9 protein-coding genes and 1 tRNA gene are annotated in these 14032 nt (G+C 71.0%); 4 read left to right on the top strand and 6 right to left on the bottom strand.

The features are described from left to right. Positions 1 to 76 precede the first annotated feature (76 nt). A complete protein-coding gene (locus tag ACFZBD_RS30510; RefSeq protein ID WP_391146147.1) occupies positions 77 to 2602 on the top strand; it encodes a D-alanyl-D-alanine carboxypeptidase in 2526 nt (841 codons plus the stop codon). Between the two features lie 91 nt (positions 2603 to 2693). Then, positions 2694 to 4691, top strand: a complete 1998-nt coding sequence (locus ACFZBD_RS30505) for an MFS transporter (protein ID WP_391145867.1) — start codon at positions 2694 to 2696, stop codon at positions 4689 to 4691. A gap of 369 nt (positions 4692 to 5060) precedes the next feature. Here ACFZBD_RS30505 and ACFZBD_RS30500 read toward each other — a convergent pair whose 3' ends face one another. Further along, on the bottom strand, positions 5061 to 5309 hold the full coding sequence (locus tag ACFZBD_RS30500; protein ID WP_391145865.1) for a hypothetical protein: 249 nt from the start codon (positions 5307 to 5309) through the stop codon (positions 5061 to 5063). 551 nt (positions 5310 to 5860) lie between these two features. Here ACFZBD_RS30500 and ACFZBD_RS30495 point away from each other — a divergent pair. Then, on the top strand, positions 5861 to 6409 hold the full coding sequence (locus ACFZBD_RS30495; RefSeq protein ID WP_391145862.1) for an SMI1/KNR4 family protein: 549 nt from the start codon (positions 5861 to 5863) through the stop codon (positions 6407 to 6409). Positions 6410 to 6540: 131 nt separating this feature from the next. Here ACFZBD_RS30495 and ACFZBD_RS30490 read toward each other — a convergent pair whose 3' ends face one another. After that, on the bottom strand, positions 6541 to 6993 hold the full coding sequence (locus tag ACFZBD_RS30490; RefSeq protein ID WP_391145861.1) for a hypothetical protein: 453 nt from the start codon (positions 6991 to 6993) through the stop codon (positions 6541 to 6543). Between the two features lie 146 nt (positions 6994 to 7139). Beyond that, positions 7140 to 7212 (bottom strand) — tRNA-Arg (locus tag ACFZBD_RS30485). A 427-nt stretch (positions 7213 to 7639) separates the two neighbouring features. On the opposite strand from ACFZBD_RS30485, the gene ACFZBD_RS30480 reads away from it, so the two are divergent. Beyond that, positions 7640 to 9283, top strand: coding sequence for a glycosyltransferase (locus tag ACFZBD_RS30480; RefSeq protein ID WP_391145859.1), 1644 nt, complete (start codon positions 7640 to 7642; stop codon positions 9281 to 9283). Positions 9284 to 9404: 121 nt separating this feature from the next. Here ACFZBD_RS30480 and ACFZBD_RS30475 read toward each other — a convergent pair whose 3' ends face one another. The 3 genes from ACFZBD_RS30475 to ACFZBD_RS30465 all read right to left on the bottom strand — a co-directional run bounded on the left by ACFZBD_RS30475 (position 9405) and on the right by ACFZBD_RS30465 (position 13896). Next, a complete protein-coding gene (locus ACFZBD_RS30475) occupies positions 9405 to 10238 on the bottom strand; it encodes an ABC transporter permease (RefSeq protein WP_391145856.1) in 834 nt (277 codons plus the stop codon). Further along, positions 10235 to 11275, bottom strand: a complete 1041-nt coding sequence (locus ACFZBD_RS30470; protein ID WP_391145854.1) for an ATP-binding cassette domain-containing protein — start codon at positions 11273 to 11275, stop codon at positions 10235 to 10237. The genes ACFZBD_RS30475 and ACFZBD_RS30470 overlap by 4 nt, the downstream gene beginning before the upstream one ends. Positions 11276 to 11631: 356 nt before the next feature. Continuing rightward, complete coding sequence (locus tag ACFZBD_RS30465) at positions 11632 to 13896, bottom strand: MMPL family transporter (RefSeq protein WP_391145852.1); 2265 nt, start codon at positions 13894 to 13896, stop codon at positions 11632 to 11634. Positions 13897 to 14032 lie beyond the last annotated feature (136 nt).

Here is a 14032-nt window from a genome sequence, read left to right as displayed (position 1 = left end):
AGCACGGGAGCCAAGGGGTTCACACAGGACACTGGTACATGGTTCGGACGTACGCATGACGCATGGAGGAGGCACGGTGGCGGGCGAGTCCCCCGAAAAGGCGGAGCAGCAGGAGTCTTCGCAGGAGGCGACCCCGGGTGGCGGTGGGCGGGACCCGCGGCTCTCCGTGTTCCGCGAGTCGAGCTCCTCTTCGGCGTCTTCGGCGTCTTCGGCGTCTTCGGCGTCGCGGTCTTCGGCATCGACCGGTGAGGCGTCGGGCTCGGGATCGGGCGCGGAGGCGGAGTCCGAGTCGGGTGCGGTTCGGGTGGACCAGCCGACGGCGGTCTTCAAGACGCTCACCCCGCGCGCCCCGGAGGACGACGCTCCGGCCGCCGAGGCCCCGAGGACGCAGACCCCGGAGCCCAAGACCCCGGATGCTGAGCCCCCGGCTGCCGAGGACGGTGGCGAGGGCGGGGAGGACCGCCTGCGGGCGGCCGTGGCGGCGTGGGTCGCCTCGGGCGACGAGGCGGCGACGACGGACGCCGAGGCCGCCGACGGCGCCGAGGGGCCCGAGACGGCGGTCGAGACGGTGGTCGATGGTGAGGCGATTGCTGACGAGGCCGGTGAGCCCGTGGCCGCCGAAGCCGAGCCCGAGCCCGAGGCCGATACGGATGTCACCTCGGAGGCTCCCGACGCCGGTGAGGCGCCTGAGAGAGCCGCGGCCCCCGAGGCCGGGACGGACGCCGACGTCGGCCCCGCGAAGGACTGGTTCGCCTCCCGCAAGCCCGGCAAGGCCGAGAACCCGGCAGACGCGCCCGCCGCCGAGGATGCCCCTGCCGCCGAGGACGAGCAGCTTGAGGCCCAGCCGGAGGCCGACGCCGTCCCCGCCAAGCCGGCCCTGGATCAGCCCACCGCCGTCTTCAAGGCCGTGCGCCCGCCCGTCGTGGACCAGCCGACGACCGCGCTGAAGCTCCCGCCGGTCACGCCGGTCACGCCTGCCGCGAAGCCCACCCCGACGGACGGGGCCGCCCCGGAGGCCGCCAAGGCCCCGAAATCCGCGAAGGCGTCCGAGGCGACCGCCGGTCCTTCGCCCTCCAAGGCGAAGGCCCCCTCGACCCCCCAGGCCCCCAAGCCGCCGGAGTCCGACGCCGAGCGGACCAGCCAGTTCATTCCGTTGCGCCGCGACCTCCCCGAGGCCGCGGCAGCCCCGGCCTCGGCGCCGCAGCGGCCGGCCGAGCAGAAGCCGGCGGCCGCGGCCGCCCCCTCGGCCCCCGCTGCCGCCACCCCGCCCGCCTCCCTCACGGAGGCCGAGCGGACCAGGCAGCAGCCGATGCCGCCGCTGCCCCCGCTGGACCTCCTCGCGGAGCTGACGAACACCCCGCCCCCGCAGCCGACCGCGCTGCGCACCACGGTCCGCCGGGTGCGGATCTGGACGCCGTTGGTCATCCTGCTGCTGATCATCTTTGCGATCGTGCAGTTCGTGCGGCCGCTCCCGGCCCCCGCGCTGGCCCTCTCCACGGCCCCGACCTACACGTTCGCGGGCGGCGCGCTGAACATGCCGTGGCCCGCCGAGGGCCAGGGCGCCGCCGAGGTCGAGGGCGTCGGCTCGCTGGGGACGTACGGCGCGCAGAAGCCCGCGCCGATCGCGAGCGTCGCGAAGACCATGACCGCGTACGTGATCCTCCGTGACCACCCCATCAAGGGCAACGCGAACGGCCCCGAGATCACGGTCGACAAGAAGGCCGGCGAGCAGGCCAAGGCCAAGGACGAGTCGACCGCGCAGATCGAGGAGGGCCAGAAGTACTCCGAGAAGGAGCTGCTGCAGCTCCTCATGATCCCGTCCGGCAACAACGTGGCCCGGCTGCTGGCCCGCTGGGACGCCGGTACGGAGGCCGCGTTCGTCGACAAGATGAACGCCGCGGCCAAGGACCTCGGTATGACGGGCTCGGTCTACACCGACCCGTCGGGCCTCCAGGCGACCACCGTCTCCACCCCGCTGGACCAGCTGAAGCTGGCGAAGGCGGTGATGCAGTACGACGTGTTCCGGGAGATCGTGAACATGCCGAACCTGACGGTGGACGGCATCCCCGGGCAGATCGAGAACAACAACAACATCCTGCTCAAGCCGGGTGTCGGCGGCATCAAGACCGGCTCCTCCACGCCCGCGGGCGGCAACCTCCTCTGGTCCGCGAACACCGTGATCGACGGCAAGAGCCGCCGCATCCTCGGTGTCGTGATGGGGGCGAAGGACGCCGACCAGCTCTACCAGAAGCTCCAGCTGGCGATCGACTACAGCCTGAAGCTGATCCAGCAGGCGCAGAAGGACGTGACCTCCGCCCCGGTCGTCCGCAAGGGCCAGGTCGTCGGCTACGTCGACGACGGCCTCGGCGGCCGGACGCCGGTGATCGCGACCAAGGAGCTCAAGGCGATCGGCTGGCCGGGCCTGAAGGTCGACCTGGAGCTGACCGACGGCGGCACGGCCGTCCCGCACGCCGCCAAGGCGGGGGCGATCGTCGGCCAGGTGTCGATCGGTACGGGAACGGGCAAGGTCAGCGCCCCGGTCGCCCTCCAGGCGGACCTGGTGGAGCCGGGCTTCGACAAGAAGCTGACGCGCATCGGCTGACGCGTGACGGCGCCCCGGTTCTCCGGGGCGCCCGACTGTTAGCGTTCCGAGGAACGAGCACGCGCGACGGGCAGCACGGGAAAGGGCCGCAGTGACCACCGCCGAGCCGACACGCGCCGACGAGGGCGGGACCGGAACCGGAACCGAGCCGGCCGGAACCGAGGCGTCCGGTACGAAGGCGTCCGGTACGAAGGCGACCGGTACGAAGGCGTCAGCCGGAGCCACGGCGACGACGGGCCCCGAGGCTTCGGCCCCGGCCCCCGCCCTCACCTCCGTCTCGGCCGACGCCGCGCCGCGAATAAACCTCCCGGCTCCCCGGCCGCCCTCCGGCACGGCGCCCCCGGCCCCCGCGGCGGCACCCCGCCCTCGCCCCGCGCGCCGCAAGCGCCGCTACCCCGTCATGATCGCCACGGGTGTCGCGGCGCTCACCCACATCCTGTGGTTCTTCCTGTTCGCGAACAGCGGCGGCGACCTCGCCGCCCAGGACGCCTGGGCCGAGTTCGTCGGCCGGCACCCGGACTCCGCGTACAACCTCGCCTGGTACGGCGGGATGCACCCGGTCTCGTACAGCGTGGTGTCGCCGTACGTGATGTCGGTCCTCGGCGTCCGTACGACGATGATGATCGCCGGGACGCTCTCGGCGGGGCTGACGGCGCTGATCCTGGTGCGGGTGCGGGCGGTCCGCAATCCGCTCGCGTGCGCGCTGGCGGGGGTCTTCGCGTTCCTGTGCAACGCGCTGTCGGGGCGGGTGACGTTCGGGCTCGGCATGATGTTCGCGCTGGGCGCGGTCGCCGCCGTCTTCTGCTGGCCGCACCGCTGGCGCCACAAGCGGTGGGCGAAGGCCGCCGTCGCCGCCCCGCTCGCCGGTCTCGCGACCGCGTGCAGCCCGGTCGCCGGCCTCTTCCTCGGAGTCGCCGCCGCGGCCCTCTTCCTCAACAAGCGGCGCCCGGGCGCGTACGCCCTGGGCCTCGCCCCGGTGGCGGTCGTCGCCCTCTCCTCCTGGCTGTTCCCCTTCTCCGGTACGCAGCCGATGTCGTGGGCGTCGACGGCGCTGCCGTTCCTCTTCGGGGTCCTGGTCCTCGTCCTCGTACCGCGCGAGTGGCGCACCGTGCGCACCGGTGCGGCCGTGTACTCCGCCGGCACGCTGCTGACCTGGCTGGTCGACTCCCAGATCGGGTCGAACGTCTCGCGCCTGGTGATGGTCTTCGCGGGCGTCGTCCTCCTCGCCGCCCTGCCGTACGCGGTCCCGCGCTCGCGCCGCTGGTACGCGCTGGTGATCGCCTTCGCGGGGCTGAACTTCTGGATCGGGTTCAAGGGCGTCGACGACGTCATCCGTACCGCGCCCGACGCCTCCTGGGCGCGGGAGGTCGCGCCGCTGATCAACCAGTTGCAGGTACGGGGAGCGGAGAAGGCGCGCGTGGAGGTCGTACCGGCCTCCAGCCACCGCGAGTCGTCGGCCCTGACGCCGTACATCAACCTGGCGCGCGGCTGGAACCGCCAAGCGGACATGGAACGCAACCCGCTCTTCTACGACGACACCCTCAACGCCTCCAACTACCAGGACTGGCTCGATCGCTGGGCGGTGCACTACGTGGTGCTGCCGACCGGGGCGCCCGACTCGGGGGCGGAGCGCGAGGCGGAGCTGGTCCAGGGCGGTCTGCCGTACCTCCAGCAGGTGTGGTCGGACGCGAACTGGCGCCTGTACGCGGTCGAGGACCCCACCCCGCTCGCGGCCTCGCCGGCCGACGTCCGCCGCGCGGCCGCCGAGGAGGTCGTCATCCGCCTCGACGCCCCGGGCCGCATCCTGATCCGGGTCCCGTACTCCCCGTGGCTGGCGCTCGTGGACGAGAACGGCGACAAGATCGAACCGCCGCAGGAGACGGAGGAGTCGAAGCGGGACCGCGAGGAGTCGGAGACGGAGCTGCCGAAGGTGTTCCACAACGCCGAGGGCTGCCTCCTGAAGACGGAAGCGGACGCGGAGGGCGACGAGTGGACCGAACTCCTGGCCCCGAAGGCGGGCGTCTACCGCCTGGCGGCCCCGTACAAACTCTTCCCCCGCGGCACGGCCTGCCCGGAAGAACTCCGCTGACGGCCCCTGCCGGCTCGGCCGGAGGTCAGAAGGGAAGCCCCTCCGGGTCCTCACAGATACGCCAGGCGAACTCGTCGACGACCTGAGGTACGACACGTGGGGCGCCTTCGTCCCGCAGCGCTTCGACCAGAGCTTGCCGGGCCGCGGGGTACGGCTGCCCAGCGTGAGAGGAACGGGTGCGCCTGACTGCCCGCTCGATCTTGGCCAGATGCGCCGCCACTACCGGCCTCTCAAGGGAGATGGCGAGGGCCCTCTGCTACCGGCGGCGGCCTTCGGCTAGCAGCGACGCACATCCAACGACAGAGCAGCCCCGGATCGCGCCCCGGGGCTGCTCCGCTCGGTCCGCGTCGCGACCATGCGAGATCTGGACTACTCGTACACGGTTGCCGCTCGGAGCGCTCGGGCGAAGAAGCGCCAGTCACCGTTGGCCGGCAGATCGTGGCCGGTGTTGCGGTACCAACTGCCAGCGTCATCGATCCAGGCCGCCAACGCCTCCAGGAAACCAGCAAGGTCCGTGTTCTCCCATGACTCACCGCCGTCGACATTGCTGGCGTGCAGGGAACGGACGAAGGATGCCAGGTCTTCTCTGCTGTTGACGTACTCGGGAGAAGTGATCACGCACGGCACTCTAATGGGCCGTCAATTCCCACAGCGCGACGGCCTGAGCACACCCGGATCGTCCGCGTGCCGGCGGTACTACTCCTCGTTGCTCCGCTCTAGGACCAGTCCGACGGAACCGTCCTCCAGGCTGTTGCTGTCTTCGAGGTGCAGGTGCGCTCCGCCGGAGACACCCTCGCCCGCCAGCATGAGCGGATGCCCAGCCAGTGTCCTGCGGCCCGCTGTATTCGCCTCGATGACAACCTCACTCCCTAGGTTCCGCACGTCGATCAGTGCGTCCGCTTCCGCCGACGGCAGTGTGAATCGAGGAGATTTCGCAGAGTGCCTGAACGCGCAGATGCGAAACCTGGGCAGGGTCGGCTTCACTGCCGCAATATCCTGGATTCTCCGTCATTCCGTTCGCCGTCTATCGGTCGATTCCTCGGATCGGTGCCATCTCAGTGCGGGACGTCTAATGCCGTATTCAGGGCGTTGTGCGTCTGACGGCACCTGCAAGGGGAGACCCGACAGGACGGCGCTCTCTGTCGTAGGTTCCTGACAGGATCCCGAACGTGAGAGCCATCGAAGATCTCGTTCCCCGCGTAGCGGTGGAGGCCAGGGCCACTTCCACGGCCTTGCCTCCCGCCGCCACTGCCGAGGAGGTTGCCGAGGTAGAGGCAGTTTTCGGCTTCGCCCTCCCGCCCCTGCTGGCGAGCCTGTACCGGGAAGTGGCCAACGGTGGCTACGGCCCCGATTACCAGCTTCTTCCGCTGGTCGGGCCAGGGCGTACGGCGCTGAGCGCGTATCAATCCGAACGATCCGCCTCGGCCGAGGGAGAAGCACCGTACTGGCCGGCGGGCGTGCTGCCGATCCTCGACTGGGGCTGCGCCATGTACGCCGCGGTGGACTGCTTCAGCGAGACCGCCATGGTCCTCCTCTTCGACCCGAACGCCATGGCAGACGAAGGAGCCGCCGCCTGGTTCGTCGACACCGGCAGCCTGGCCGAGTGGCTCGAAGCCTGGCTCGCCGGAACAGGGTGGTACCGGGAAGACGCCGATGAGTGCGAAGACGTGGCGGAGCCGGCCCCGTGGGAAATGGCCGCCTCTCGGATCGCGGAGTGAACGAACCGCGGGATGACCGCTGAGCTCACTCGGTGCTCCTCAGGGGAACGCTGCCTGAAGGGCCGCCCCGACTGTGGCTGAGTGGATTGGATGCCTGTCTGGCCCGACCCCATGTTCAGCGCGGGGTCGAGTCAGTGGAACCAGACGACGAGACGTACGTTCTCCGCGCCGTGGACCTCACTGAGGATGCGCATGACGCTCCAGACGCGGCCCCAGTCGGTGTCGGGTCCTGCGGCCGACGCACGACTTCGTGTGCCAGAGGCGTCCGTCTCTTGCCAGTCGGTGGCGGACAGCTCGGCCCAGGTCACCCATGTCGTCCCGTACACGGAGTCGGGGCCGCCGTAGCCGACGAACTCACGACGCAGCCCTTCCGACGCGTCATCCGGGAAGCCACGGTCCTCAGCAAGCGGACGGAAGCCGAAGGAGTTGCGGATACCGAAGAGACACGCCAGGCCGTCGTAAGCGTTGCCCCTGTTCAGCAGGAAGAGGTCGATGCCCGCTTCCCAGACTGTGTCCTCATCATCCGGACCCCACAGCCGTGCCCCCGGTCGGCACTCGATCATTCCGCTGACATCGGTCGACATAGCGTGATCCTGCCGGCCAGGCCCGGGAGCCGGCACCCGTATTTCGCTCCGCGCGCTCGCGGCCGTCCTCGGCCGACCGTCGTCGTTGATGTCAGAAGTAGATGTCAAAGGCCACCTACCAAGATCGGTAGGTGGCCTTTCCCTTGTGCCCCCGGCAGGATTCGAACCTGCGACACCCGCTTTAGGAGAGCGGTGCTCTATCCCCTGAGCTACGAAGGCGGGGCTTGTCGTGGCCCTGTCGGAAACCCCTGTCGGGGGATGCCGAGCAGAGCGGGACAAACGCCCTGGTCAGACTTTCTCGAAGCGGTGCCGGGGCGGGGTCCGGAGGGACGCCATCCCGGGCAGGCGCGCAGAGGCCGACTGACCGCTGACAGCCTAGCCGATCGGGGTTGTGGAGGTCGCCCCTGTTTCCCCGGAGTGCCGCTGCGGGTCCGCACGATGCCTCTGACCTCGGTGGTACGGCCTCGCGGATGGGGGGCGCACCGGACCGCCGGGCACGTGATCGCTTCTGCGCGGAGGCACACATGGCACCGCCGGTGCCGTGACGGATCGCGTCCCCTTCGTGATCCGAGGACCCTGCGGCATAATGCCGGTCCTCTGAATCTGGTCCGGTCATTCACAACGTCGCCTTGGGGGGAACCAGTCGATGAACGATGCGACTACGCCGATCGTCTCCGTGGTCATCCCCGTGTACAACGCGATGCCGTACCTGGAGCAGGCCCTCGCGTCGGTCGCCCGGCAGAGCATCGGCACGGACGTGATCGAGGTCATCGCCGTCGACGACGGCAGCACGGACGGCAGTGGTGACGTCCTGGACGAATGGGCCCGTAAGGACTGGGCGATGACCGTCGTCCACCAGGAGGCGTCCGGCGGCCCGAGCCGTCCGCGTAACGCCGGGCTGGACCGGGCGACCGGCCGGTACGTGTTCTTCCTGGACGGGGACGACTGCCTGGGGCCGCAGGCCCTGGAGCGGCTGGTGAACATGGCCGAGAAGAACGGCGCGGACACCGTCCTGGCCAAGCTCGTGGGGGTGGGGCGGGTGATCCGCAAGGAGGTTCAGCAGGTCTTCGCCCGGAACGTGGACCGGGCGGACGCGGCCACCGTCTACTACACCCTCATGCCGTTCAAGCTGTTCCGGCGCAGCATGATCGAGGAGCACGGGCTGCGCTTCCCCGAGCACATGCGGATCAGCGAGGACCAGCACTTCGTCGCACGTGCCTATCTGCACAGCAGGGTCATATCGATCCTCGCCGACTACGACTGCTACTACCTCGTGCGGCGGGGGGACGACGGCAACATCACGAGCGGCGGTCTCGACTATCCGACGATGGTGTCGCAGGCGGCCGAGCTGGTCGGCATCCTCACGGAGCTCACCGAGCCGGGCGCGATGCGGGACCGGATGGTGGCCCGGCACGTGAAGGCCGAGCTGCTGCGGCGTTTCGACCGGCGCTATCTGCGGGCGGACGAGGCGGAGCGCAAGGCGCTCGTAGAGCTGGCCCGTCCGCATGCGGAGGCGTGGGTGACGCCGGGTGTCCTGGCACGGCTCGATGTCGCGGAGCGGCTGCGGGTGCACTGTCTGCGGGAGGGTCTCCTCGACGAGCTGGCCCGGGTCGTCGAGTGGGATCTGGCGGGGCGCCCGGGCAAGGCGCTGCTGCGGGACGGCCGTCTGTACGCGGCCGTGCCGTACCCGCCCGTCTCCTCGGCCGTGTACGAGGAGCTCTGCGACATCACCGACGTCGCCCTCGGTGCCAGCCCACGCCGCCGGGTGGACGAGCTCACCTGGCGGGGCAGCGTCCTCGAACTCTCCGGCTACGCCTACCTGGACCAGGTGGACACCGACGGTCTGGAGACCGAGGTGGTGCTGCGGCACGCCGCCACCAAGCAGGAGATCGTGGTGCCGGCCCAGCGCGAGGGTTCCCCGCATCTGACCGTCAGCCGCGGCAGGGAGACGTACGACTACGGCCTGGCCGGGTTCCGTGCGTCGTTCGACCTCGCGGCGGCGGACGGCGGCCGTTCCCTCGGCGCGGGCACCTGGGAGGTCTTCCTGCGCTGCACGGCGCGAGGGATGACCGCCAGCGGAGGGCTCGGTGGTGCGCTCGGACCCGACGTGCCCCAGCGGACGGTACGGCGGACGGTGGACCTGTCCCCGGCCGACGGCTGCCCGCACACCGTCAGCGTCGGTCCCAGCGACGGCAAGCTCGCCCTGCAGATCCAGCCGGTCCCCTCCACTCTGTCTCGTTTCAAAACCAGGCTCGGGCGCGCGGCGCGCATCCCGCGACAGCGGCAGTGACCACCTGACCTCGATCCGTCCGCTCCGGAAATGCGCCGAAGGCGGCTCCCGAATCGGTTCGGGAGCCGCCTGTCCGCGTGTCCGTCCGTCTGCCTGCCCAGGGGGTTCAGGCCGTTGGGGATCAGCGGGTGACCTCGCGGTTGAAGACCGCGCGGGACCACACGTAGCCGATCAGGGCCAGGGCCGTGCACCAGGCCAGGGCGATCCAGCCGTCGTTGCCGATCGGGGTGCCGAGCAGCAGGCCGCGCAGGGTCTCGTTGATCGGGGTGAAGGGCTGGTACTCGGCGAACCACCGCAGGGCCGTCGGCATCGAGTCCGGGGTGACGATCGCGCTGCCGAGGAAGGGCAGGAAGGTCAGCGGCAGCGGGCCGTTGCTCGCGGCCTCGACGGTCTTCGCGCCCATGCCCATCGCGGCGGACAGCCACGCCATGCCGAAGGCGAGGAAGAGGAGCAGGCCGGCGGCGGCCAGCCATTCGACGGCCGAGGCGTCGGGGCGGAAGCCGATCGCGAGGGAGACGCCGGTGATCAGGGCGAGGACGGCCGCGACCTGGATGACGCTGCCGAGGACGTGGCCCGTGAGGATGGAGCCTCTGGAGATCGACATCGTGCGGAAGCGGTTGACGATGCCTTCCGTCATGTCGGTGCAGACGGACACGGCCGTCGCGACGGCCCCCGAGGTCGCGGACATCAGGATGATGCCGGGCACCAGGTAGTTGATGTAGTCGCCCCGGTCGCCGCCCGCCCCGATGCCGGCGCCGAGCGCGCCGCCGAAGACGTACACGAAGAGCAGCAGCATCAGCAGCGGCATCACGAGGATCGAGATCGTCATCGAGGGGTAGCGCTGCATGTGCTTGATGTTGCGGCGCAGCATCGTGAGGGAGTCGCGCACGGCGTACGAGCGGGTGGGCGCGGCGGGCTTGGCCGGGGCGAGGGCGGCGGTGCGCGTGGTGCTCATCGGTTCGACTCCTTCTGGGCGGTGGCGGACGTGGCGGAGGTGGCGGAGGTGGCGGCCGGGGCGGGGACGGTGGGGGTGGCGGTCGGCCGGCCGGTGAGGGTGAGGAAGACGTCGTCGAGGTCCGGGGTGTGCACGGTGAGCGATTCGGCGTGCACGCCGCTGTGGTCGAGGACGTCGAGGATGGCCCGGAGATTGGCGAGGGAGCCGTCGCTGGGGACCTGCAGGGTGAGCGACTCGTCGTCGCGGGTGGCCGTCCCGAAGAGCGCGGCCCCGGTGGTGAGTTGGGCCTGGTCGGCGAACCGGACGCGGACGTGGCCGCCGGGGACCAGCCGCTTCAGCTCGTCCGCGGTGCCTTCGGCGACGAGCTTGCCGTGGTCCAGCACCGCGATGCGGTCGGCGAGCTGGTCGGCCTCCTCCAGGTACTGGGTGGTGAGGAAGATCGTCACGCCCTGATCCGCGACCAGGTCCCGGATGAGCTCCCACATCACGCGGCGGCTGCGCGGGTCGAGACCGGTGGTCGGCTCGTCGAGGAAGATGATCCGCGGCCGGCCGACCAGCGTCATCGCCAGGTCCAGCTTGCGGCGCATGCCGCCGGAGAAGGTGGCGACGTTCTTGCGGGCCGCCTCGGTCAGCTCGAAGCGCTCCAGGAGTTCGGCGGCCCGTCGCCGGCCCTCGCCGCGGCTCAGGTGGTGCAGGTCGGCCATGAGGAGCAGGTTCTCCTCGGCGGTGAGCAGCCCGTCGACGGCGGCGAACTGGCCGGTGACGCCGATCCGGCGGCGTACGGAGTCGGCGTCGGCGGCCACGTCGTGGCCCCCGACCAGCGCCTGGCCCGCGTCGGCCGTGATGAGGGTGGAGAGGATCTCCACGGTGGTGGTCTTGCCCGCTCCGTTGGGGCCGAGCAGAGCGAAGACCGTGCCCTCGGGGATCCGCAGGTCGATGCCGTCGAGCACCACCTTGTCGCCGTACGACTTGCGCAGTCCGGTCGCGGAGATCGCCGCGGTGGGCGTGCTGGTCGCCGCTGTGGTCGCGGTGTTCATGGTGGGCGGCCTTTCTCTTGGGGGGAGTCCCGTGGATGCGCTGTGGATTCCCGTGGTCCGAGGGCGGGGCCGGAAGGGGTTGGCGTTTGTTTGGCGCCACCCCTGCCGTGCTTGCGCCCTTATCGTGGCACATGCATGGCGCCATGTCGAGTCATTGTGGCGCCATAGGTGGGGTGTGATGGCGCTGGGCGTGGCTGAGCTGGGGTGATGCGCCCGTACGAAGGTGTCGCGCGTGGCGCTACGGCGCCGGCGGCGCGGCTCCCGTACGGCGAAAGGCGCCCCCGCTTCCGGCCGGAGCAGGTGCGGAGGCGCCTTCGGTGCCACGGGACGCGATGGGACGTGCGGGGGGCTGTCTCTCAGCCGGTCAGGGAGCGTTCCCTCCGCGGACCCGGCGTCCCCCGTGCCGCGTCGGGGCCCGGCTTCTCGCCCTCCACGTCCACCCGGGGAAGGATCCGGTCCAGCCACTTCGGCAGCCACCACGCGGACGGGCCGAGGAGGGCGAAGAGCGCCGGCACGATCGCCATGCGGACGACGAAGGCATCGAAGAGGACGGCGATCGCGAGAGCGAAGCCGATCATCTTGACGAAGTCGTTGTCCTCCACGATGAAGCCGGAGAAGACGCTCATCATGATGATCGCCGCCGCGCTGACCACCCGGCCGCCGTGGCGGAAGCCGTCGACGACCGCCTGGCCCGGGCGCGCCCCGTGGGCGTACGACTCGCGCATCCGGCTGACGAGGAAGACCTCGTAGTCCATCGCGAGGCCGAAGACCACGCCGATCATGAAGATCGGCATCGTGCTCATGATCGGGCCGGGCGCGTCGACGCCGAGGACGTCGGCGAGCCAGCCCCATTGGAAGACGGCCACGACGCCGCCGAGGGCCGCGGTCACGGACAGCAGGAAGCCGAGGGCCGCCTTCAGCGGGACCAGGATTGAGCGGAAGACCACCATCAGGAGCAGAAAGGCGAGGCCGACGACCAGGCCCAGATAGGGCAGCAGCGCGTCGTCGAGGGTCTGCGAGAAGTCGATGAACATGGCCGTCTGGCCGGTCACCAGGATCCGGTCGGCGGTCCGCCCCTCCATCCCGTGGGCCAGCGAGCGGAGTTCGCGGACCAGTTCCTCGGTCCTCCGGTCGGTCGGACCCGTCTCCGGGACGACGGTGAGGATGGCGGTGTCGCCCGCCGTGTTGGCGGTGGCCGGGGAGACGGAGGCCACGCCGTCCGTCCGCCGGAGCATCCCGCCGACCGCGTCGCCGGCGGCCTTGGCGTCCTCGGCCTGCACGGTGACCATCAGGGGTCCGTTGAAGCCGGGCCCGAAGGACTCCGAGAGCAGGTCGTACGCCTTGCGCTGGGTGGTCTCCGTCGACATCTGGCCCTCGCCCGGCAGGCCGAGCTCCAGGCTCGCGGCCGGCACGGCGATCGTGCCGAGGCCGATCACACCGACCAGGAGGACGGCGACCGGGTGGCGCAGGACGTAACCGGCCCAGCGCGAGCCCAGGTTGGGCTTGGCGGTCCTCCGGGCCTGCTTCGCCGCGTGGCGGGCGGCCCTGCGCTGCCGGCGCGCCGACAGCGGCTTGACCGCGTACGCCAGGCGTCCCTTACGGGGCATCACCTTGACCGGCGCGAAGCTGAGGAGGGCGGGGACCAGGGTGATCGCGACGAGTACGGCGACGGCGACGGTGCCGGCCGCGGCCAGGCCCATCGTGGTGAGCATCGGGATGTTCACCACGGCGAGCCCTGCGAGGGCGACGACGACCGTCAGGCCGGCGAAGACGACGGCCGAGCCGGCGGTGCCGACGGCCCGTCCGGCCGCCTCCTCGGGGGTACGCCCCTCCATCCGTTCGGCGCGGAAACGGGACACGATGAAGAGCGCGTAGTCGATGCCGACCGCGAGGCCGATCATCATCGCGAGGGTCGACGTGGTGCCGGACAGGCCCAGCGTGGAGCCGAGCGCCGTGATGCCGGAGATGCCGATGCCGACGCTGATCAGCGCGGTGATCAGCGGCATTCCGGCCGCGATCATCGAGCCGAAGGTCAGGACGAGGACGATCGCGGAGACCAGGATGCCGATCTTCTCGCCCGTACCGCCCATCGCCGCCTGCTCGATCCGTACGGCGTCACCGCCGGCCTCGACGGTGAGCCCGGACGTTCCGGCCCGTGCGAGGGCCGCGTCGAAGGCGTCGTGCGCCTTCCGGTCGACCTCCGGCGCGGGGACCCGGTACGTCACCGCCAGGTAGGCGGTCGTACGGTCCTCGCTGATGCTGACGTCGGGCGACCGGTACGGGTCGGCGACGGCCACCACCTGCGGGGACGACCTCCCCAACTCGGCGGCCAGGCGCTCGACCGCGGCCCGGTGCGGGGCCGCGGTGATCTTCGCGCCGCCGGGGGCCCGCACGACGACCCGCGCACCCGCGCCGTCGGCGCGCGCGTCCGGGAACCTCTCGGCCAGCAGGTCGAAGGCCTCCTGCGACTCGGTGCCGGGCATCGAGAACGTATCGGCGGGAGGCGGCGGAGCGGAGGAGGCGGCGAAGCCCATGCCGCCGAAGACCAGCAGCCAGAGCAGGAGCGTCACCCCCCGTCGTCGAAAGGCGAGGCGGCCCAGTCTGGAGAGGAACGTAGCCACGGTGGGGCTCCTGTCGGATCGGCATGCAGGGGTGAGGGGTGAGGGGAGGCGGATGGGGTCCGCGGGGGGTCTGTGGGGTCGAGGGGCAGCGCGACATGGCGCCTTGGCGGCGCGGGGACGGTGCTCGCGGAGGGGC

Origin of the sequence: Streptomyces sp. NPDC008121 (assembly GCF_042957155.1) — a bacterium.
GTDB lineage: Bacteria > Actinomycetota > Actinomycetes > Streptomycetales > Streptomycetaceae > Streptomyces.
Note: the sequence above shows the minus strand (reverse complement) of the source record. Positions and strands in the feature narration are given on the sequence as shown.

Excerpts from the sequence above, each read along its gene's own strand:
- ACFZBD_RS30490 (WP_391145861.1), bottom strand. The coding sequence starts at position 6,993 with ATGTCGACCGATGTCAGCGGAATGATCGAGTGCCGACCGGGGGCACGG.
- ACFZBD_RS30480 (WP_391145859.1), top strand. The coding sequence starts at position 7,640 with ATGAACGATGCGACTACGCCGATCGTCTCCGTGGTCATCCCCGTGTAC.
- ACFZBD_RS30475 (WP_391145856.1), bottom strand. The coding sequence starts at position 10,238 with ATGAGCACCACGCGCACCGCCGCCCTCGCCCCGGCCAAGCCCGCCGCG.
- ACFZBD_RS30470 (WP_391145854.1), bottom strand. The coding sequence starts at position 11,275 with ATGAACACCGCGACCACAGCGGCGACCAGCACGCCCACCGCGGCGATC.